This window comes from Microbacterium sp. AC145 (assembly GCF_979258505.1).
In genome coordinates this window covers 2,211,162-2,232,092 of record NZ_OZ409859.1, presented here as the reverse complement: position 1 = coordinate 2,232,092, position 20,931 = coordinate 2,211,162, and the positions used below count along the sequence as shown (strand labels likewise).

Below are 20,931 nucleotides of genomic sequence, written 5' to 3'. Positions count from 1 at the left end.
TCGGCAGGTGACTCGAAAATGAGAACGATTGCTGAGATCGATTGCAGAAAGAATCGCATATGCGACCGGCTGCTGTCAACGAGCGTCGATCGCGGGCTCGCGGAACGGACGAAAGTGGTGTAATCCTCGATGTCATGTTCAAGAAACTCGAAGTCCTCGAAACCATCCGCGACTCCGGCAACGTCCTTATCGTGCGCCTCGACACCGCTGAGGAGGCATACGAGGTCGCCTCCGCGGCCGTCGCCGGCGGCATCCGCGCGCTCGAGATCACGCTCTCGATTCCCGGTGCCCTGACCGTGATCGAACGCCTTGTCGAACGCTTCGCCGGCCAGGACGTGACCTTCGGTGCCGGTACCGTCTTGGATGAGCACGCCGCCTGGGCCAGCATCCAGGCCGGCGCTCAGTTCCTGGTCAGCCCCAACCTCAATCCCGACATGATCCGGGTCGCCAACCGCTACCAGATCGCGACTATTAGCGGTGCGTACACACCCACCGAGATCCTCAACACCGCCGAAGCCGGCTCAGACATCGTCAAGCTTTTTCCCACCGAAGCCGGCGGCATCCCGTACACCAAAGCTGTGCTTGCACCGCTCGCGCACATTCCGATCCTCCCGGCGGGCGGCGTGACCACCGCCAACGTGGGTGATTGGTTCGACGCCGGCGTCGTCGCCGTCGGAGTGGGCAGCGCCATCACGAAGGCCGGCCGTCCCGACGGTGACCTGGGGAAGGTGACCGAGGCGGCGAAGGGCTTCGTCGAGGCGATCGCCAGAGCGAATCGATGACCTCCGACGATTCGACGCTTCCCGTCGCCTACATCACCCTGGGCGGGGCAGGCTCCGGCAAGTCGACGCTGTCCAGACACCTCAGCTCGCTGACTGGTGCGGCGTACCTCGATAAAGACACCCTCGCCGGGCCCCTGGTGAAGGTCGCGCTGGAAGCGCTGGGGCATGACGCCTCGGATCGAGAATCGAACGCGTCGTATCTCGACAAGATCATGCCCGCCGAGTACGAGACCCTCTTCGACATCGCAGGTCGCAACCTCGAACTGGGGCACTCGGTCGTCCTCGACGCGCCGTTCGTCGCATACCTGGACGACCCGGACTTCCTCCGTCGGATCACCGAGGACGCGAGCTGGCCCCGCACGCGTATTCGGGTGATCCACGTCCACACCGCCCCCGAGATCGTCCGGCAGCGTTTGACCGAGCGGGGCAATGAGCGTGACAGGGCCAAACTCGCCGACTGGGACGCGTACTGGGCGAAGTACGGAGTTCTGCGCTGCCGCTGGACCACAGGCGAGCACGTCACCGTCGACAACGACGATGACTCCGCGCTCGAGCGCATCGCCGCTCTGGTCTGAGCCGAGCAGCGCGTCACGCCTCGACGGACTCCGCCGGATTCCCGTCTCACACTTGACAGAGGTGAAATCTTCGTGCCAAGGTCGGTAACGGCGTTACTGAAACGCTGTTACCGATCCCACGATGATGAGGAATCCAACATGGCACTTGCGGAAGACGTCGCCAACGCGATGCATGCGCTCGAGCTCCTGGCGTCGCGGCCCGAAGGTCGACGCGTCAGCGAGATCGCCGAGCGCCTGGGTATCAACAAGGCCATCGCGCACCGCCTTCTCGCCGCGCTGACGAACGTGGGGTACGTCAGCCAGGATGCCCGCACGTCGAGTTATGTGGCGACACACAGCCTCGGTGCTCTCGGGCTGCGACAACTCTCCTCGTCGGGCGTAGGCACGTGGGCGCAGCGGTCGTTGGACTCTCTTGCCGCTGACAGTGAAGAGCTCGTCCGCCTGGCTGTCGCGACGAACGACTCGCTGCAGTGGATCGCCAAGGCCCAGGGCTCGAACTCGTCGCTCCGTCTCGACCCGGTGATGGGTCAGGACGTCGTTCCTCACGCAACCGCGTCCGGCAAGGCCTGGCTGGCGACGCTCTCATCGGAACGTATCGACACCGTGCTCGACCACGAGGACCGGCTGAGCGTCACCTCCCGGTCGCCACTGGATCGACCTGCGCTTCTCGTCGAACTCGACGAAGTCCGGCATCGCGGATATGCCACGACGTTCGAGGAGATGGACCTCGGCATCAACGCGGTGGCGGCACCCATCTATGGCGCCGGACCGGGCAGGGAAGCGACCGGCACCATCAGCATCGCGGGTCCGTCTGTTCGGATGACACGTGCACGGATGGCCGAGCTGTCCCCACTGCTGCTCGACGCGGCGGCGGAGGTTGCCAAGAGCTGGCCGAGCTACGCATATCTCGTGGCAAGCGAGGAACTGTCCGCGTAGCCCCGGCTCACCGCTGAAACTCACCGCACTTCGGTTGATCGGACCTCGATCGACCGCTACCAACTGTGTCCAACGTCGGCTCCTGGTAAATCGCCGACGCGTCTTCCGAGGAGGAGCCGAATGACAACTTCCCCCCACACCGTCAACGCATCCACTGACGACGTGACTGAGACGCCCGTCCGGAAGGGACGCACTCGCAACCTGCTGGCTGGAACCGTCGGCCACTTCGTCGAGTGGTACGACTGGTACGTCTATGGCCTCCTCGCGGCCGTCTTCTCTTCGCAGATCTTCCCCTCCGACTCGCCGTTCGCATCGCTGATGGCCGCTTTCCTGACGTACGCCATCGGGTTCATCGTTCGCCCGCTCAGCGGCATCATCCTCTCCCCGCTCGCAGACAAGTACGGTCGGCGCCGCATCCTGTCGCTCGCGGTCTCGGGCATGGCTCTCGGCGCTCTGATCATCGGGCTCACTCCGCCCTTCGCCGTCGTCGGCTACCTGGCTCCGATCATGTTCGTGGTCGCGCGCATCCTCCAGGGCATCTCCGCCGGCACCGAGGGACAGAGCGCCATCGCGTTCATGGTCGAACACGCACCCGCCAATCGTCGCGGCCTGTTCGGTTCCTTCACCAACATGGCCAGCGGCCTGGCAACCCTCACCGCTACGGGGGCTGCCGCCATTGTGACGTCCGCCTTCGCTCCCGACGCACTCGAATCGTGGGGATGGAGGATCCCGTTCATCGTCGGTGGCCTCCTCGGTGTGGTCGGTCTCATCCTCCGGGCGCGCTCGGACGAGTCTCCGGAGTTCGAAGCGAGTGCGCTCGTCGAGCAGAAGTCTGCGCCCAAGAAGCTCCTGGAGTTGCTCCGCAACCACCCGAAGGCCATCCTGCAGACCGCGGCTCTCTCGGCTCCCGCAGTGGCCTACTACACCTGGGCGACCTTCCTGCCGACCTACGCGAACCTCACGTCGGGGCGCGACCTGTCTTCCACTCTGGCGGGCAGTGTCATCGGCCTCGCCCTGCTCGTGATCGTCGTGCCTGTCTGCGGCTACCTGTCCGACCGACTCGGCCGCCGCAAGATCTTCCCCATCGCCGGAGCGATCGGCATGATCGTCCTCTTCTTCCCGCTCCTGCTGCTCCTGCAGACACCCGGCTTCGGTGTGTATGTGCTCGTCGCCGCCTCCGGCTGGGTGGTCCTCGGCATCTGGCAGTCCGTCTATCCGACCATTCAGGCGGAGCTCTTCCCTGCCGCCGTCCGGGTCTCCGGAATCGGTTTCGCCCACCAGATCGTGATCGCCGTGTTCGGCGGCACAGCACCGCTCATCGCGGCAGCCTTCGTCGGGGCCGGTCATCCCATGGGGGTCGCGATCTACATGATCGTCGTCGTGGCCCTGTGCCTCATCGTCTACTTCACACTCCCGGAGACCGGAAGCCGCGCACCGCAGGCGACCGTGTCCGCGACCGACAGCATCGCGGCCATCCTCGAAGACCCGGCGATCACGGAATCCGGCTCGCCTCGCCCCGCAGACACACGCTCCCGCGCTGACCGCGAAGTACGCGACTTCTGAGCGATGAGTTCACTCCACAGGACAGAAAGGACACTCGAATGATCATCAACACTTTCTCCTATCTCTGGAAGGCGTCGGCCCTCGAGGCGATCACAGAGCTGGTCGACAACGGGTACACGGCGTTCGAGATCCCGGTCAGCTCTCCGCACTGCTGGCCCGCGGAGATCTCGAGCACCCAGCGATCGGACATTCGCGCGAAGCTCGACGGCTTCGGCGCTCGGGTCCGTTCGCTCAACGCAGGAGGATACGACCTCAACCTCGCCAGCCCCGCCGCGAGCATGCGCCTCAAGAGCATCGAGCACATCAGCTCCGTCATCGACCTGGCGGCCGAGTGGAACGTCGAGGAGATCATCATCTCTCCCGGCACGCGACGCCCGATGATCTCTCCGAGCCTCGAGCAGGTGCACGAATGGCTGTACGAGAGTCTGGACACTCTGATCCCTCGAGCGAAGGAAGCCGGGACTCGACTCCTCTTCGAGCAGACACCGTACTGCTTCACTCCGACCATCGAGACCCTCGCACACGTCGTACGTACGGTGAACGACGACTCACTGAAGATCGTGTACGACGTGGCCAATGCTGCGTACATCGGCGAAGATCCGGTCGCGGCGCTCTTGGAGTACCGCGACCTGATCCCCCTCATCCACATCTCAGACACCGGCACGGACTCCTGGGGCCATGACCCGATCGGCACCGGCGTGATCGATTGGCCGGCGCTGGGTGCGGCCGTCGACGCGACGCTCGGAGTCGACAACGTCGTGCTCGAAGTGATCCGCGATGAGAACACCCTCGAGGAGTTCGCCACTGCGCTGCGAGACCTTCGTTCCGCAGGGTGGAGCGTCGAGAGCAACCGTACCGAGGAGGTCGTGCGATGAGAGCTCTGGTCAGCGGCGGTAGCAGCGGGATCGGCGCCGCTGCGAGTGTGAGGATCGCCGAAGCGGCCCTCGCTCGAGGAGAGGAAGCCTTCATCGCGGTGTGCGGGCACACTTCGGGTCCGCAGCACGAAGAACTCGTCGAAGCTGTCCGCGCTGCGGGCGGTACCGCCATCTCTCTGGTGGGCGATCTGAGCGATCCGGAGGTGCCGACCAAGCTGGTCGAGGATGCGGTCGACGAGTTCGGCGGCCTGGACGCACTGGTGGCGAATGCCGGCATCGCCAAGCCCGGCGCTCTGAAAGATGTGACGCTGCAGGACTGGGATCACATGTTCTCCGTCAACCTTCGCGGAGCCTGGCTTCTGGCCAAGGCCAGCTACCCGCATCTGCGAGACAGCGAAGGGGCGGCGGTGTTCACCTCCTCGATGTCGGGCCAGATGCCCCATGCGGGGTCCGGGGCATACAGTCCCACGAAGGCCGGCCTGACCTCGCTCGCGCAGACTCTCGCCTTGGAGTGGGCGCCTGACGGAATCCGCGTCAACGTGGTCTCACCCGGGATGACTCGAACGGGGATGAACACCGATCTCTACCGTGATCCAGCAATCACAGAGGGTCGCGAAGCGATCATTCCGTTGTCGCGAATCGGGCAGCCGATCGACATCGCCAACGTCATCGAGTTCCTCATCAGTCCGCTCGCCGGCTACGTCACCGGCCAGGACATCTGCGTCGACGGAGGGTTCTCCAAGTCCATACTCAGCCACATCCCCGGCCGACCCAGTTCGAAGTCATAGGTACAGAGGCGGCCCGAGCGCAGCGACGCGCTCCGGCCGCACTCACACAGACACGGGCACTCGCTTTCCCGGGCACACAGCAGCCGAACGAGGCGAACAGATCTCAAAGGAGAGAAGGACATGATCAAGAAGCGGTGGAGCATAGCTCTGGGAGCTGCGGCGGCGGCGAGTCTGCTGCTGTCCGCCTGCGCTCCAGCGGATGATTCCGGTGGCGGAGAGGCCGACGGTGGCAGCGGCCCGGTTACCCTCACGTACTGGGACTTCCTGGATCCGAGCCAGGACAACCCCCGGTCGAATGCACTGCGGGACAACATCGCTGCATTCGAAGAAGCCAATCCCGACATCACGATCGACCTGTCCGTCGTAGCCCTGGGTGACATGATCAGCCGACTTCCTCAGTCGGCGGCCGCGGGCCAGGCGCCGGACGTGTTCAAGATGTTCACTCCGCAGGTGCCGCAGATGGCTGCCGCCGGTGCATACACTCCGTTGCCTGAGGCTGCCCTCGCGGTGGACGACTGGCTGCGACCCGCGGATACGCTCTCCGGCCCTGATGGCCAACAGGTCGCTGTCCCGTACGAGTACCGGACCTGCGCGCTGTACTACAACCAGAAGATCCTCGATGAGGTCGGTGCGACCGCGCCGACCACGTATGACGAGGTCATCGACGTCGCAGGCAAGGCGGCCGCGGCCGGGTACACCGGATTCGGCACAGGGTTCTCCGACACGGACAACTCCGCGATCATCGCGACGTTCTTCGATTGCTTCATGAGCCAGGTCGGACAGGACATCTGGAACGAGGACGGGGAGGCGGACTACGCCGGCGACAAGGCGACCGAGTTCGGCGACTTCCTCGCTGACCTCCGGGATGTGAACGCTCTCGGCAGCAGCGTGGTGTCGGACACGTACTCCAGCGTGACCGATGGGCTCGCGAACGGGACTGTCGCGATGGCCGTCCTCGGTACGGAGCGCATCGTCACCTACAGCGCGACCAACCCTGACATCAAGTGGAGCGACCTCCCGACCGCCTCGACCGGCGACCAGACGGGCGCTACCTTCGGGTGGACGATGGGCATCGGCGCCGGAAGCGAGAAGGTCGATGCCGCGTGGAAGTTCATCGAGTTCATGACGGGTGCTGACGCCGCTGCCGGCCTGGCGGGCGGCGGAGAGGTTCCCACCCGCTCATCCAGCTACGACGACGCGTACTTCTCCACGCCTGAGGCCGACACGGTCAACTCGATCGCGGAGTACGTCGAGAGCAACAGCGAACCGCACGTCTACGAGGACAACTGGATCACTCTCGCGACCGGTCTCTCGCAGGCGGGACAGGCGTTGTACCTGAACGGACTGTCGGGCAGCGAGTTCATCACCGCGGCGCAGGACGCCGCGAACAACTAAGCCGACACGAATCCGGGGAGCCCGAGAGGGCTCCCCGGGGATCGGAACATCATGACTCTCTCTGCTGGCGCCGTCGGAGTTCCCTCCGGCATCCGCAAAGCGGCCGACGGCACGGAGCCCGGCAACACGCGCCGCCGCCGCACCGACTGGCGCGTGTGGCTGTACACGGTCCCCGTCCTGCTGGTCTTCACATTCGTCTTCATCGGCCCACTCGTCTACACGGTGTGGACCGCACTGCATGAGACGACTTACTACAACATCGGCGAGTACTCGGGGCTGAACTCCTTCGTGCAGCTCTTCACCGATCCGAGCCTTCCCGCGCAGATCGGCACCACTCTCGCCTTCTCCCTGGGCGCGCTCGTGATCGCACTGCCCATGGGACTGATCTCAGCCATCGTGCTCAACGACCTGCACCGATTCAAGCGGACAGTGCGCAGCCTGTTCCTTCTCCCGTGGCTCATGTCGCAGGCGATCGCCGGCGTCATCTGGCTGTGGTTCTTGAACCCGAACTACGGTCCGGCGTCGTACATCACCACATCGCTCGGGTTCGGTCCCACCGACGCGTTCTCGTCACCCACCGCGGCCCTCGTCGCGGTGACCCTGATCACCGCATGGTGGTCGTATCCGCAGGCCATGCTGCTGTTCCTCGGCGCACTGCAGACCATCCCGGAAGAGCTTCGCGAAAGCCTCAAGATGGACGGCGGCGGCATCTGGCACGGATTCATCAACATCACGCTGCCGTACCTGCGCAACACCATCGTCTCGGTGGTGGTGGTGCTGCTCATGCTGTACGTGCAGATGGTCACCATCATCCTCGTCACCACGCGGGGAGGGCCCCTCGGGGCCACCGAGACGCTGTCCATGCGTGTCTACAACCAGACGTTTCTCGACTTCGATCTGTCGGGTGCATCGGCGACAGCGATCCTGCTGTTCGCGGTCAACACCGCGCTCACACTCGTCGCCATCCGTTTCCGCCGAAAGGAAGCACTGTGACCTCCGCAACAGAACGCATCGTGACTGCAGGCGCTCCCAGACGCCGGAGGCAGCGAGTCAACTGGCTCAGGGCCGTGCCGGCCTGGATCTACATCGCCCTCTCGGCGGCAATCGTGCTGCCGCCGGTCGCATGGATTCTGTCCACCGCCCTCAAGCCCGACGCGGACACGATCGCCTTCCCCCCGCAGTGGATCCCGAACCCGATCACCTTCGATTCGTTCATCGGTATCTACACCACGACCAACGTCCGCTTCTTCATCAACTCGCTCATCTACGCCGGCGGGTCCATCGTTCTCGCGCTGGCGATCTGCATCCCCGCCGCATACGTCGCGACCCGATTCCGGAGCCGACGCATGGAGACCCTGATGACAGGCATCCTGGTCCTGTCGATGGTCCCCGCGATCGTCGTCTTCATCGCGCTGTACTCGATGTTCGTGAAGACCGCACTGATCAACACCTACCCGATGCTGATCGTCGTCTACACGGCGATCATCTGCGGGCAGACCATCCTGTTCCTGCGCAACTTCATCGAGAACATCCCGGTCGAGATCGAAGAGGCCGCCGCCATCGACGGCTGCTCTCGGATGCAGATCCTGTGGCGGATCGTGATCCCACTGATCCGCCCCGGAATCGCGGCGATCGCCATCTTCATCTTCGTGTTCGTCTGGAACGACTTCCTCGTAGGAACCGTCCTCGCGACCACGGAAGACATGAAGACCGTTCAGAACGGCATCGTCCGCTACATCCAGACCGGTTTCGGCAACTTCTGGGGTCTCTTCTCCGCCTTCGTGCTCGTGGCGTTCGCCCCGGTCCTGATCGTCTTCGCCGCCTTCCAGCGGTGGTTCATCGCCGGTCTCACCTCCGGCGGCGTCAAGGGGTGAATCCGGGGTCGGCTCCAGTGCCGACGCCGCCTCTCCGGCCAGCCGGAGACCGAAATGAGGAGGACCGTCTTGAGCCATGCGACCCTCGGTGTCGCGCTCGTGGGAGCCGGTGCGATGGGAACCGTTCACGCGGCGATCACATCCGGCATCGACGAACTCGACGTCGTCGCGATCGTCGATCCATTTGCAGAAGCCACCGATCGTGTCGCCACACGACTCGAGAAGGCCGGATTCCGTCGGCCTCGTGAATACTCGACGCTGGAAGCGGCCCTGACTTCGTCGGATGTCGACCTCGTCGTGATCACGACGCCCAGCGGAATGCACGTTTCTCAAGCGACGATGGCTCTCGACGCAGGTCGACACGTCATCCTGGAGAAGCCTCTCGATGTGGATCTGCGTCGAGCGCGTGTGTTGGCGGACCGTGCCGCCGCAGCCGCCGATGAGGGTCTCGTCGCCACCGTGATCAGCCAGCACCGATTCGACGCCGCGACGATGCTCGTCGCGGATGCCGTGAAGTCCGACGCGTTCGGACGTGTGACGACGGCCATCGCGTCGACAGCGTGGTGGCGGCCGCAGAGCTACTACGACTCCGCTGATTGGCGGGGGACGTGGGCGCTCGACGGTGGCGGTGCCCTCATGAACCAGGGCGTGCATAACGTCGACCTTCTGCTGTCATTCCTCGGGCGACCCGTGGAGGTATCGGGGCAGATGGCCTTGCTGGCCCATAGCGGAATCGAAGTGGAGGACTCGGTCGTCGCAGCGATTCGATTCGAGTCAGGCGCACTCGCCGCGGTGCACGCGACGACCGCGGCCTACCCGGGCCTTTCCACGCGAATCCATCTGATGGGGTCGCTGGGCTCCGCGATCATCGAGGATGACCTGCTCACCTACTTCCATGCCGCGCAGACGCCAGGACTCGACATCGGACCGATGGGTCTCACCTCAGCCGAGGGCAATACCGCGCAGAGAGTGCTCACCGACCGAGGGGTGCGGTCCTACCGTCTCGGCTTCGACCTTCCATCGGCGCCCGCCGGGCAATACAGCCTCGACCCGACAAGCCACCATCTGCAGTACCTCGATGTCGTCGATGCCATCGCCTCGGGCACGCAACCCGCGGTCACGATCCAGCACGCCTTCGACGCGATGGCGGTGATCCGATCGATCTACGTCGCGTCCACATTGCACAGACCCGTGCGATTCGCCGACGTCGCTGCCGGACTGTACGACGACGTCGAGCTGTCCGCGACCGATGAGTCAGACGACTCGCCCACGACAATCTGATGACGAGCGTCGCCTGATGGATTGGCTCAATGCGGGCGTCCTTCTGGCGGTGGCGGTGGGGGCCACAGTGCAGATCATCACGGGCACCGGATTCGCCCTCGTCTGCGCGCCATTCCTGCTGCTGATGCTCGGCCATGACGTCGGAGTCCGCGCCGTGCTCGTGCTCTCTCTGGCGCTGAACGCCTACCTTCTCGCGATCACCGTCCGTCATGTCCGTTGGAGAGACTCCCTCTTGCTGCTGGCGCCGGCTGCGCTCATCATCGTTCCCACCGTCCTCATCGTGGACATCATGCATGGCCCGGTGCTCATGATCATCGCCGGTGCAGTGATCGTCGTGGCCACCCTGCTCGTGGTCCGAGGTCGCACCATGAAAGTCATCGATACCGCGGGGGGAGTGGTGCTCGTGGGCGCCGTCAGTGGGGTGTTCACGATCGTCGCCGCAGTCAGTGGGCCACCGGTGACTCTGTTGGCTGCGCAGAGGAACTGGCCACCGGATGTGACTCGCGGCACGATGCAAGCATTCTTCCTCCCACTGAATCTCGTCGCGCTCATCCTGCTCGGACCTGTCGATGCCGACCTGTCGAACGTGTGGTGGGCCGTCGGAGGCTGCGTACTCGGGCTGCTCGTGGGTTCGCTGGGGGCGCGGCGCATTCCCGCGCCCGCCGTGCGATGGGCGATGTTGACCGTTGCAGCTGCGGGCGGCGTCTGGCTGACCGTCAGTGGGGCCTGGGAGCTGATCGCGACAATAGCCCGCTAGGTTGCCGACCTCGTAGTCGCCACGAGTCGGACCATTTCTCACGAAAGAAGGTACGGATGTCTCACCATTTTCTCCACCGCGTAGGCGAGGGAACCCGATGATCAGCGGCAGGGCCGAGCTCATAGCCCACCTGGGCTACCCCACGGACACTTTCGCCTCGTCCTCACTCTGCAATCCCTGGTTCGATCGGAACGGGTACGATGCGGCCGTCATCCCGATGTCTGCGCGGGCCGAGGGCTATCCCGAACTGTTCCGCTCCATCTTCTCCTTGACCAACCTTCGCGGAGCGCTCGTGACCATGCCGCACAAGGTCACCACCATGGAGCTCGTCGATGAAGTGACACCCGCAGCAGCGATCGCTGGTGCGACCAACGCTGTCGTCAAGCGTGAAGACGGCTCGCTCCTCGCGGACCAGTTCGACGGTGCCGGCTTCGTCCGTGCCCTCGCGCGCAAAGGCTTCGATCCCCGCGGCACACGAGTTCTGATCATCGGCACCGGCGGAGTGGGGTCCGCTATCGCCGCATCTCTGGCAGCCTCTCAGGTGGGCGAACTCAACCTCGTGAATCGCCGTCGTGCCTCTGCAGAGGAACTGTCTCGTCGTCTGGAAGCGCACTATCCCGATGTGAAGACCGGCCTCGGGCCGAATGACCCTCACGGCTTCGATCTCATCGTCAACGCGACCTCTCTCGGGGCGCAGGAAAATGATCCTCTGCCGATCGAGCTCCACGGCGTGGAGAGTACGACGTTCGTTGCGGACGTGGTCAATAAGCCCGGTCTCACTCCGTTGCTGGCGTCCGCCCGTGAGAGAGGGTGCACGATCCAGAGGGGCCGCGACATGCTGCGTGAAATGGTTCCGGCGTACCTTGCCTTCTTCGGGTATGGAGGTGCTACGGCCGAAGACTTCGGATGACGGCTCTGATGAAACGATTCGCCTGGTCCCGCTTTCGAGTGTCGGACACTTGCGCCAGGATCTGCACGGGAGCAACATGATTGACGCGGACCTCATTCAGCAGAAGCGGACGATTGGCGAAGTTCTGTGCAGCAGGATCGGCATATCGAAGGTCGCCCAGATGAGATGACTGAATCTCCACGCTGCGAGACGGCCCGCTCCGCACCCGACGAGGGTGTGCGGCGGGCCGTCGCCGCCGTGTGGCGCATCGAGTCGGCGAAGATCATCGCGACGCTCACCCGGATGGTCGGCGACTTCGGCCTCGCTGAGGACCTCGCGCAAGAGGCGCTGCTGGATGCTCTGCGGCAGTGGCCCGTCGAGGGTGTGCCCCGAAACGGGGCGGCCTGGCTCACTGCGGTGGCCAAGCGCAAGGCGATCGACGGCTGGCGCCGCCGAGAGCGGCTGGACGACCGCATGGCACTGATCGCCCATGATCTGGAGCGCGAGCAGGTCGAGGCAGCGGATGCGCCGCCGTGGGACCCGGATGCCGTGGACGACGACGTGCTCAGGCTGATCTTCATCTCGTGCCATCCGGTGCTTTCGCGCGAGGCGCAGGTCGCCCTGACCCTCAGGGTCGTGGGCGGTCTGTCGAGCGAGGAGATCGCGCGGGCGTTCCTCGTGTCGACGGCGACCGTGCAGCAGCGCATCGTGCGCGCGAAGAAGACCCTCGCGGCGGCACAGGTGCCCTTCGAGATGCCGCCCCGTGACGAGCACACAGCGCGCCTGGGGGCGATCCTCGGTGTGCTGTACCTGATCTTCAACGAGGGGCATGCGGCCAGCAGCGGCCCCGACTGGATGCGTCCCGAGTTGAGTCTCGAGGCGATTCGCCTGACGCGTGTGCTGGTGGCGCTGATGCCACGCGAGCGCGACGTGCACAGCCTTCTCGCCCTCATGGAGCTCACCGCGGCGCGCTTTCCAGCCCGTGTGGATTCTCGCGGGGAGCCGGTGCTCCTCGCCGATCAGGACCGCCGGCGGTGGGATCGCAGTCGCATCGCGCGCGGCCGTGCCGCGCTCGCTGCGGCGGATGCTCGGGGTACGGGGCGTGGTCCGTACGGATTGCAGGCGGCCATCGCCGAGTGCCACGCGCTCGCGGCATCCGTCGACGACACCGACTGGGAACGGATCGTTCTGCTCTATGAGGCTCTGGGGCGGATCGCGCCGTCACCGGTCGTGGAACTGAACCGGGCGGCGGCCGTGGCGATGGCCACGGGCCCGGCATCCGCACTGCAGATCATCGACCGGCTGTCGGCATCCGGTGCTCTGGCCGGCTACCACCTGCTGCCGGCGACGCGCGCCGAGCTGCTGTCGCGTCTGGGGCGACACGAGGAGGCGCGGAGTGAGTTCGCGGTCGCCGCCGGGCTGGCCGGCAACGACCGGGAGCGCGCCCTGCTGCAAGCCAGAGCCGCAGAGCGCTGAGCGCCCTCGAACAGAGAAAACGCCCTCTCTCCGGCGATGCCGGGGAGAGGGCGTTTCCCGATTCTGCTGTGTGTCAGCTGCGGGCCTTGCTGCCGCGACCGACGATCAGACCGTAGATCAGCAGCACGACGATCGAGCCACCGATGGCGAGAAGCCAGCTGCTCAGTTCGAAGAAGCTGTCGACTCCGACGCCGAAGACCGCAGATCCGATCCAGCCGCCGAGAAGTGCTCCGACGACGCCGAGCAGCAGTGTGACGAGCCAGCCGCCACCCTGCTTGCCGGGAAGGATCAGCTTCGCGATCGCGCCTGCGATCAGGCCGAGAAGAAGGAATCCGAGAAAGCCCATGTTCAGCTCCTTTGTTTCGTGAGCCCCGGGGTGCCAGGGCTCGTAGAAACCACTCTGGCCTCCCAGCTGATTATCAGCCAACCCCTTGCGCTGAGCCCTCCACCTATGCCATTGGGAGCCCCCAGACGCACAGAGGCCCGCCTCCGAAGGGAGACGGGCCTCGTTGCGAAGCGGTTCGCGTCAGTTGTTGCCGCGAGCGATGGCGATGATCCGCAGGATCTCGACGTAGAGCCAGACGACCGTGACCATGATGCCGAAGGCGCCGAGCCAGCCGTACTTGCGGGGGGCGCCATTGCGCACGCCCTGCTGGATCTGGTCGAAGTCGAGCACCAGCGAGTACGCGGCCATGATGACCACGAGGACACCGATGATCAGGCCGAGCGGGATGCCGAGGATCTCGACCTTGCTGAGGAGGCCGAAGGCCGCGCCCTCGCCGAGCACGCCGGTCCACGTCAGGACGACGTTGAGCAGCGAGAAGACGAGGTAGCCGATCATGGCGATCATGAAGATCTTGGTGGCCTTCTTCGAGGCGCGGATCTTGCCGCTGGCGAAGAGGGCGAGCGTGACGCCGACCACGGAGACCGTGGCGAGTGTGGCCTGGAAGACGATTCCGGGGTAGAGCACCTCGAAGAACGCCGAGATGCCACCGATGAAGAGACCCTCGAAGGCGGCGTAGGCGAAGATCAGCGCGGGGCGCACCTTCTTGCGCGAGGTGAACGAGATGACCATCGCGAGCACGAAGCCGCCGAGTGCGCCGACGATCCACGGCAGCATGTTCGGCTGGAACTGGTCGTAGGGGTTCTGCGCGGGTGCGGCGACGCCGCCGAGCGTCACGAACCAGCCGACGGCCGCGGTGACGAGCAGGATGGCGAAGAGTCCGGCGGTCTTCCAGACCGTGTCTTCGACCGACATGCGGTCGGTCTCGATCGCGCCGGCGGGGGGAGCGGCGTACATGCCCTCCAGCTGCGCGTTCGCAGCGGCGTCCATCGTGCCGTGCTGGAACGAGGCGGACTGTGCACCCTGAGCGCCCTGCGGCGCACCCGGGTAGGTCGCGACGTTGCGCGGATCCTGCTGCTGGAACGCCGGATTGTTGAAGGCGAAGTTGCTCATGGTGGGCCTCACTCCAAAGGGGGTCGTAGGTCGCTTTCCTCCACGATACCCGGAAGGCCGTGCCACCTTGGTGTTCTACGCTGAGAGCGTGCCCAGGAAATCGCCTCTCGTGATCGGGCACCGCGGTGCGCCCGGTTACCGTCCGGAACACAGTCGCTCCTCGTACGAACTCGCCCTCGCGATGGGAGTGGATGCGGTCGAACCCGATGTCGTCGCCACGAAGGACGGCGTGCTCATCGTCCGCCACGAGAACGAGATCTCGGGCACGACCGATGTCGCCGAGCATCCGGAGTTCGCCGACCGCAAGACGACCAAGCGCGTCGACGGGCAGGCGCTCACCGGCTGGTTCACCGAGGACTTCACCTGGCGCGAGCTCACGACGCTGCGCAGTCGCGAGCGCCTCCCCGAAGTGCGGCTCTCGAGCGCGAGCTTCAGCGGGACTCAGGCGATCCTCCGACTCACCGACGTGCTCGACATCGTGCGAGATGCGTCGGCCGAGCACGGACGCGAGATCGGCGTCGTGCTCGAGATCAAGCACGCCACGTACTTCGCGAGCATCGGCCTCGACCTCGCGCCGCTGATCGAGCGCGATCTGCGTGCGGCGGGCTGGGCCTCCGGAGAGCTGCCGCTGATCGTCGAGTCGTTCGAATCGACCGTGCTCGCGCAGCTCAAGGATCGTGGAGTCGCGGCGTCCTACGTCTATCTGATCGAGACTTCCGGGCGGCCCTACGATCTGTTCGTCGCGCACGGGGCGAAGGCGCAGACGTACCCGCAGGCCGTCACTCCCCACGGCCTCGACAGCTGGGCAGGAGTCGTCGACGGCATCAGCGTCGACAAGCGGATGCTGCTCGCCAGGGGCAACACGATCGTCGCCGACGCCCACGCGCGTGGCCTGACCGTCTTCACCTGGACGTGCCGCCCGGAGAACCGGTTCCTGGCGGCGGAGTTCCGCGGCGCGGGCGGCAAGGGAGCCTACGGCGACTACGAGGCCGAGTGGGGAGTGATCGCCCGCACAGGGGTCGACGGGGTCTTCGTCGATCACCCCGACCTCGGAGTCGGCTTCTTCCGCGACTGATCCCGGTTCTCAGAGCGGGCCGAGCACCGACGGTACGGGCCGATCGAGGTGCAGCGCGCGCAGCGGCGTCAGGATCTCGCGCTCCTCGTAGCGGAAGTGCGACTCCATGATCGCCCCGACGCCGTCGAGGTGACGCTCGATCGTCTCGGCGTTCTCGCCGCTCTCGACGGCCGTTCGCAGCCCGCCGAGCAGGTGGGCGAGCATCGAATGATCCTGCATGAGTTTGTCGATCACATCGCCCAGTTCCGGATGCTCTTCGCGCAGCGCAGGGAAGAGCGCACGATCCTCGCTGAGGTGATGCCCGTCGAGGGCGGAGCAGAATCCGATGCAGAACAGGGCGAGGTCGGACGCCGCCTCGGGGGCGTCCGAGTCGTGGTCGAGCGCTGAGCGCGTCGCGTCGAGAGCCGCGCGGAGCCTGATGTGAGCGCGTCGGAGCTCCTCGTCCCAGGCGATCATGCGGTCGGCATCCATCGCGGCCAGTCTAGGGCTGGCCTGCGTGAGACGTCAGAGGGTGCGGTCGAAGGCACCCTTGCGCGACACGATCTCTTTGCCGAGGGGCATCAGCGAGACCGGAACCATCTTGAAGTCGGCGATGCCCATCGGGATCCCGATGATCGTGACACAGAGCAGAAGGCCCGAGACGATGTGGCCGATCGCCAGCCACCAGCCCGCGAGGATCACCCAGAGGACATTGCCGAGGAACGATCCGACGCCCGACGTCGGCTTGCTGACGATCTCGCGACCGAACGGCCAGATCGCGTAGCGCGCGATGCGGAACGAGGCGATGGCCCACGGGATCGTCACGATCGGGATGCACAGCACGATGCCCGCGAGCATGTAGCCGAGGAAGAGTCCGAAGCCGGCGAAGATCAGCCAGATGATGTTGAGGATGGTGCGCACGATTCGAGTGTCGCACCGACGCCTGAGCATCCGCCTTCTCCGGCGCCGGGCGAATGGCCACCGGCCGTTCACCGTCCGTGCACCTGCGAGTCGTCGCCGGGCCATGCGGTGTCGGTGATGTGGGGTGACACCCGTCTGATTCCCTCAGGAGCCCCATGTCCCGCCTGCACTCCGCGGCTGCGGTCACGACGGTCTGCGCACTCAGCGCTGCCGCCCTGCTCGCTGTTCCGCTCGCCGCCACCGGTGCCGAATCCGGCATCCGCATCAACGAAGTCGAGTCCAGCGGGGGAGTGCCCGGCGACTGGATCGAGTTCGTCAACACCGCGGCTGTCGCCGTCGATCTGAGCGGCTTCGTCGTCAAGGACAACGGTGAGGACGAGTCGTACACGTTCCCGGCGGGGTCGGTCATCGAGCCGGGCGCCTACCTCGTGCTCGACGAGGCGAGTGACTTCGCGTTCGGGCTCGGAAAAGACGACCAGGTGCGCCTGTTCGACGCGAGCGCGGTGCTCGTCGACGAGACGTCGTGGGCGGCTCACGCCACGAAGACCTGGGGCGCGCGTGAGGTCGAGGGCATCGTGGAGTGGGCGGACACGTCCGAGCCCACGAAGGGCGCGGCCAACGTCTTCGCCGCAGACAACCCCGTCGCTGGCTCGATCGTGATCAACGAGGTCGACTCGCAGCCGGCGGACTGGGTCGAGTTCTTCAACGCGGGCGATGTTCCTCTCGACATCTCGGGCTACGAGATCCGCGACAACTCCGACGACCACCGGTGGCAGTTCCTGCCCGGGACCGCGATCGCCGCGGGCGAGTTCCTCGTCGTCGATGAGGCATCCATCGGACTCGTCGACGGCGTGACGACCGCATTCCGTGATCCGATCGGCATCGGCAGCGCCGACCGCATCCGGCTCTTCGACGCATCGGGTGTGATGATCGACGACACGCTCGCGTGGAACGGCCACGCCGCGATCGACGGAGACGTCATCGCCGCGACTCTGGCGCGTTGCCCTGATGGTGTGGGGGCCTTCGTGCTCGCGCACTCGACGCCCGGCGAGACGAACTCGTGCGTGATGCCCGATGTCGTGATCAACGAGATCGAGTCGAACGCCGACGCGACCGACTGGGTCGAGGTCGTGAACACGGGCAGTACCCCCGTCGATCTCTCCGGGTGGACCGTGATGGACGGCGATCCGGTCGCCCACGCTGCCGAGACCACGCCGCTGCCCGCCGGAACGGTGCTCGAGCCCGGCGCATACCGCGTCTTCGATCAGCCGACGGACTTCGTGTTCGGGCTGGGCAACGGAGACACTGTGACGCTGCGGGACGCGAACCTCAACGTCGTCGACGAGCACGTCTACTCGGCGCATGCGGCCGGCGTGCTCGCCCGCTGCGCGGACGGGAGCGGCGACTTCGTCGACATCGCGGTCGCGACCAAGGGCCTGCGCAACGCATGCGGCAACCCCGTGCGCATCAACGAGGTCGAGTCCGACGGCGGATCGCCCGGTGACTGGATCGAACTCGTCAACCCGACAGCATCCGTGCTCGACGTCTCGGGCATCGTCGTGAAGGACGATGACGACACGCACGCGTACACGATCCCTGAATCCACCACGATTCCCGTCGGAGGATACCTGGTGATCGAGGGAGCCGATCTGGGCTTCGGCCTGGGCGACGGTGACTCCGTGCGTCTGTTCGACGGCGACCTGCTCGTCGACTCCACGACGTGGGGCGCGGGGCACGCGGCGACCACATGGGGGCGCTGCCCCGACGTGACGGGAACCTTCGCGGTGACCGCGGAGAGCACCAAGGGTGGGACGAACATCTGCGAGGGCGAGCTCGTCGTATCGCCGTGGCCGGGCTCGCAGGACGTGCGGGTGCTCGACAGCGCGCCGACCTTCCTCGAGGACAGCTCGGGGCTCGACGTGCAGGAGACCTCGGACGGCGCATTCCTGTGGGCCGTCGACAACGGCGAGGGACGCATCTGGAAGCTCGAGGTCCACGCCGACGGCTCGATCACTCAGATCTCCGGCTGGGAAGCAGGCAAGCGCGTCCGGTTCCAGAAGGATGCCGAGAACCCTGGCGCTGCCGGCCCCGACACCGAGGGAATCACCGTGGACGCTGAGGGCCGGGTCTACGTCGCCTCGGAGCGCGACAACAGTACGAAGGGGGTCAATCAGAACACGATCCTCATGGTGGACCCGGAAGAGTCGACCGGCGACCTCGTCGCGCAGCAGGAGTGGGACCTCACCACTCTGCTGCCCTCCGTCGGGGCGAACCTCGGCATGGAGGCCGTGCAGTGGGTGCCGGACACGGCGCTCGACGGCGAGCTCTTCGACGTCAACACCGGCGCGGCGTACGACTCGAACGACTATGCCGGTCACGGCGACGGCCTGTTCTTCGTGGCTGTGGAGGACAACGGGCACGTCTACGCGTTCGCCCTCGCCGCGGATGGCTCAGCGACACTGGTCTCGGAGATCGCGCCGGGACTCGCGGGAGTGATGGCGCTCGATTACGACAGCGTGCTCGGCGTTCTGTGGGCGGTCTGCGACGACGGATGCCACGGGCAGTCGGCACAGATCGCACTGAACGGCACCGACAAGCCCGGCATCGCGCACTTCGCGCGACCCACGTCGATGCCCGACATCAACAATGAGGGCTTCGCGACAGCTCCGGCCTCGCTCGCGGTGGACGGTCAGCGTCCGGTCTGGTGGTTCGCCGACGGGTTCGCTTCGGAGGCGCTGCGCACGGGCATGATCCCGGTGGCGGATTCCGAGAACCCTGGTGGGGAGAACCCTGGTGGGGAGAACCCTGGTGGGGAGAACCCTGGTGGGGAGAACCCTGGTGGGGAAAACCCTGGAACGGAGAACCCTGGAACGGAGAACCCTGGTGGGGAGAACCCCGGCACGGAGAATCCCGGCGGGGAGAACCCTGGTGGGGAAAACCCTGGAACGGAGAATCCTGGTGGGGAAGACCCTGGAACGGAGAATCCTGGTGAGGAGAACCCTGGTGGGGAGAACCCCGGCACGGAGAATCCCGGCGGGGAGAACCCTGGTGGGGAAAACCCTGGAACGGAGAACCCCGGCGCCGAGAACCCCGGCGAGGCCATCGCTCCGCTGCCGGGCTCGGCACTGACGGATGACAACCGCAACGGCGTCACGGTGAATCCCTCCGTGGCTGGGCGTGGTGACCGCGTGACCGTCAGCACGGGCACGGACCAGGCAGGAGAGCAGCTCGCGGTCTGGATGTACTCGGAGCCCGTGTCGCTCGGCACGAGCATGGCCTCGGTCACAGGCTCCGTGGCGGTCACGATCCCGGCGGACGCGCCGCTCGGTGCGCACCGCATCGCGGCATACGCCGCCGACGGTTCGCTGGTCGGCTGGGCCGACATCACCATCGAGGAGCCGCGCGGTCTTGCGGCGACAGGGACGGAGGCGCCCGTCGTGGCGGTCGTCGCCGCGATCATGATGCTGATCGCCGGCGGTCTCATCGCGGGGCGGAGGCGGCGAACGCTCTGATCGATCGGTCAATGCAGTGGAGGGGTGCGCGGGAGGCCGCGCACCCCTCCACTGCATCCACTCAGGTCTTCTGCGGTCGCTTCGCCTTCGGCGTTCGCTCAGAGGCCGAGCACGGCGCGCGCGCCGTCGGCATCCGCCTTGCGGTACTCGTCGGCGAGCCTCGCGGTCCGCTCGGCCGACAGCCGCATCGTGCCTGCGTGCAGGCGCCACCGGGAGTCGAGTGCCGACGAGCGCCGGGTGAACGCGTTCTGAGCCTCACCCTCCCAACGGCTGCGCAGGTCCTGCCCGGTAGCCGCGAGAGAGTCGAGGGACTCCACGATCGATGCGGCGGAGGCAGCCGCGCTCGCGGCGGTCTCGGCGAGTCGATCGGGGTCGACCTTGAGATCCATGCTCAGTTCTCCAGGCCGGGGGAGGGGTAGCCGCGTCGAGCATCCGACTTCAGACTCGTCGCGATGTCGGATTCGGGGCCGAAGAGCTCGGCGCTGCGAGCGGCGAGAGCCGACATCGCGTTGTGCTGCGCCTGAGCGATCGTCTCGAGTGTCACCTGGGCGAGGGCCTGCAGCGTGAGCGCTTCGGCCGAAGCCCCGAACTCCAACCCCGCGAGCTTTCCGCCGACCTTCGCGCGCACGGTGACCTCGCCGCGAGGGCTCTGCGCGGACTCGACGAGGGTCTCGACATCCGTCGCGAGAGCCTGTGCGCGCGCCTGGTTCTGCTGGGCCTGGCGGTTGATGTCGTCGAGCTGCCTCCGCGCTGCGGCGAATCCCTCGTCGATACCGAATGTGCTGTCGTCCATGTGG

At 66.0% G+C, this 20,931-nt stretch carries 21 protein-coding genes; 15 read left to right on the top strand and 6 right to left on the bottom strand.

Features of this window, described 5'->3' with window-relative positions:
* Positions 1 to 59 precede the first annotated feature (59 nt).
* From ACZZZN_RS10825 to ACZZZN_RS10765, 13 genes are all read left to right on the top strand, one after another.
* Positions 60 to 782, top strand: a complete 723-nt coding sequence (locus tag ACZZZN_RS10825) for a bifunctional 4-hydroxy-2-oxoglutarate aldolase/2-dehydro-3-deoxy-phosphogluconate aldolase (protein ID WP_463505157.1) — start codon at positions 60 to 62, stop codon at positions 780 to 782.
* Positions 779 to 1,357: a P-loop nucleotide/nucleoside kinase family protein gene (locus ACZZZN_RS10820; protein ID WP_463505156.1), complete on the top strand. Its 579-nt coding sequence runs from the start codon at positions 779 to 781 to the stop codon at positions 1,355 to 1,357. The genes ACZZZN_RS10825 and ACZZZN_RS10820 overlap by 4 nt, the downstream gene beginning before the upstream one ends.
* 138 nt (positions 1,358 to 1,495) lie before the next feature.
* Positions 1,496 to 2,293 (top strand): IclR family transcriptional regulator, encoded by a 798-nt coding sequence (locus ACZZZN_RS10815; protein WP_463505155.1) that lies wholly within the window; start codon positions 1,496 to 1,498, stop codon positions 2,291 to 2,293.
* Between the two features lie 120 nt (positions 2,294 to 2,413).
* The gene (locus ACZZZN_RS10810; RefSeq protein ID WP_463505154.1) at positions 2,414 to 3,856 is read left to right on the top strand and encodes an MFS transporter; all 1,443 of its coding nucleotides are present in this window, start codon (positions 2,414 to 2,416) and stop codon (positions 3,854 to 3,856) included.
* Between the two features lie 38 nt (positions 3,857 to 3,894).
* A complete protein-coding gene (locus ACZZZN_RS10805; RefSeq protein WP_463505153.1) occupies positions 3,895 to 4,731 on the top strand; it encodes a sugar phosphate isomerase/epimerase family protein in 837 nt (278 codons plus the stop codon).
* Positions 4,728 to 5,519, top strand: coding sequence for an SDR family NAD(P)-dependent oxidoreductase (locus ACZZZN_RS10800; protein ID WP_463505152.1), 792 nt, complete (start codon positions 4,728 to 4,730; stop codon positions 5,517 to 5,519). Before ACZZZN_RS10805 ends, ACZZZN_RS10800 begins: the two co-directional genes overlap by 4 nt.
* Before the next feature lie 120 nt (positions 5,520 to 5,639).
* Complete coding sequence (locus ACZZZN_RS10795; protein WP_463505151.1) at positions 5,640 to 6,914, top strand: ABC transporter substrate-binding protein; 1,275 nt, start codon at positions 5,640 to 5,642, stop codon at positions 6,912 to 6,914.
* Positions 6,915 to 6,965: 51 nt separating this feature from the next.
* Positions 6,966 to 7,907, top strand: a complete 942-nt coding sequence (locus ACZZZN_RS10790) for a carbohydrate ABC transporter permease (protein ID WP_463505150.1) — start codon at positions 6,966 to 6,968, stop codon at positions 7,905 to 7,907.
* Positions 7,904 to 8,788, top strand: coding sequence for a carbohydrate ABC transporter permease (locus ACZZZN_RS10785; protein ID WP_463505149.1), 885 nt, complete (start codon positions 7,904 to 7,906; stop codon positions 8,786 to 8,788). Before ACZZZN_RS10790 ends, ACZZZN_RS10785 begins: the two co-directional genes overlap by 4 nt.
* Positions 8,789 to 8,857: 69 nt before the next feature.
* On the top strand, positions 8,858 to 10,069 hold the full coding sequence (locus ACZZZN_RS10780; RefSeq protein ID WP_463505148.1) for a Gfo/Idh/MocA family protein: 1,212 nt from the start codon (positions 8,858 to 8,860) through the stop codon (positions 10,067 to 10,069).
* Positions 10,070 to 10,085: 16 nt separating this feature from the next.
* Positions 10,086 to 10,826 carry a TSUP family transporter gene (locus tag ACZZZN_RS10775; RefSeq protein WP_463505147.1) on the top strand — a complete coding sequence of 247 codons (741 nt, stop codon included), beginning with the start codon at positions 10,086 to 10,088 and terminating at the stop codon, positions 10,824 to 10,826.
* A gap of 97 nt (positions 10,827 to 10,923) precedes the next feature.
* A complete protein-coding gene (locus tag ACZZZN_RS10770) occupies positions 10,924 to 11,736 on the top strand; it encodes a shikimate dehydrogenase family protein (protein ID WP_463505146.1) in 813 nt (270 codons plus the stop codon).
* Between the two features lie 165 nt (positions 11,737 to 11,901).
* Entirely contained in the window at positions 11,902 to 13,191 is a 1,290-nt protein-coding gene (locus tag ACZZZN_RS10765) for an RNA polymerase sigma factor (RefSeq protein ID WP_463505145.1), read from the top strand.
* 73 nt (positions 13,192 to 13,264) lie between these two features.
* Here ACZZZN_RS10765 and ACZZZN_RS10760 read toward each other — a convergent pair whose 3' ends face one another.
* Positions 13,265 to 13,537 carry a GlsB/YeaQ/YmgE family stress response membrane protein gene (locus ACZZZN_RS10760; RefSeq protein ID WP_463505144.1) on the bottom strand — a complete coding sequence of 91 codons (273 nt, stop codon included), beginning with the start codon at positions 13,535 to 13,537 and terminating at the stop codon, positions 13,265 to 13,267.
* A 180-nt stretch (positions 13,538 to 13,717) separates the two neighbouring features.
* Positions 13,718 to 14,647, bottom strand: a complete 930-nt coding sequence (locus tag ACZZZN_RS10755) for a Bax inhibitor-1/YccA family protein (RefSeq protein ID WP_463505143.1) — start codon at positions 14,645 to 14,647, stop codon at positions 13,718 to 13,720.
* A gap of 88 nt (positions 14,648 to 14,735) precedes the next feature.
* Here ACZZZN_RS10755 and ACZZZN_RS10750 point away from each other — a divergent pair, with 88 nt between their 5' ends.
* On the top strand, positions 14,736 to 15,722 hold the full coding sequence (locus ACZZZN_RS10750; RefSeq protein ID WP_463505142.1) for a glycerophosphodiester phosphodiesterase family protein: 987 nt from the start codon (positions 14,736 to 14,738) through the stop codon (positions 15,720 to 15,722).
* Positions 15,723 to 15,731: 9 nt separating this feature from the next.
* Here ACZZZN_RS10750 and ACZZZN_RS10745 read toward each other — a convergent pair whose 3' ends face one another.
* Together ACZZZN_RS10745 and ACZZZN_RS10740 are read right to left on the bottom strand one after the other, a co-directional pair.
* Positions 15,732 to 16,193 carry a hemerythrin domain-containing protein gene (locus ACZZZN_RS10745; protein WP_463505141.1) on the bottom strand — a complete coding sequence of 154 codons (462 nt, stop codon included), beginning with the start codon at positions 16,191 to 16,193 and terminating at the stop codon, positions 15,732 to 15,734.
* 33 nt (positions 16,194 to 16,226) lie between these two features.
* Entirely contained in the window at positions 16,227 to 16,622 is a 396-nt protein-coding gene (locus ACZZZN_RS10740; protein ID WP_463505140.1) for a YccF domain-containing protein, read from the bottom strand.
* A gap of 155 nt (positions 16,623 to 16,777) precedes the next feature.
* Between ACZZZN_RS10740 and ACZZZN_RS10735 the strand changes: the two genes are divergently transcribed.
* A complete protein-coding gene (locus tag ACZZZN_RS10735) occupies positions 16,778 to 20,134 on the top strand; it encodes a lamin tail domain-containing protein (RefSeq protein WP_463505139.1) in 3,357 nt (1,118 codons plus the stop codon).
* 98 nt (positions 20,135 to 20,232) lie between these two features.
* Here the strand turns inward: ACZZZN_RS10735 and ACZZZN_RS10730 are convergent, their stop codons facing one another.
* Complete coding sequence (locus ACZZZN_RS10730; protein ID WP_463505138.1) at positions 20,233 to 20,523, bottom strand: WXG100 family type VII secretion target; 291 nt, start codon at positions 20,521 to 20,523, stop codon at positions 20,233 to 20,235.
* Between the two features lie 2 nt (positions 20,524 to 20,525).
* Complete coding sequence (locus ACZZZN_RS10725) at positions 20,526 to 20,927, bottom strand: YbaB/EbfC family nucleoid-associated protein (RefSeq protein ID WP_463505137.1); 402 nt, start codon at positions 20,925 to 20,927, stop codon at positions 20,526 to 20,528.
* Positions 20,928 to 20,931: the final 4 nt, after the last annotated feature.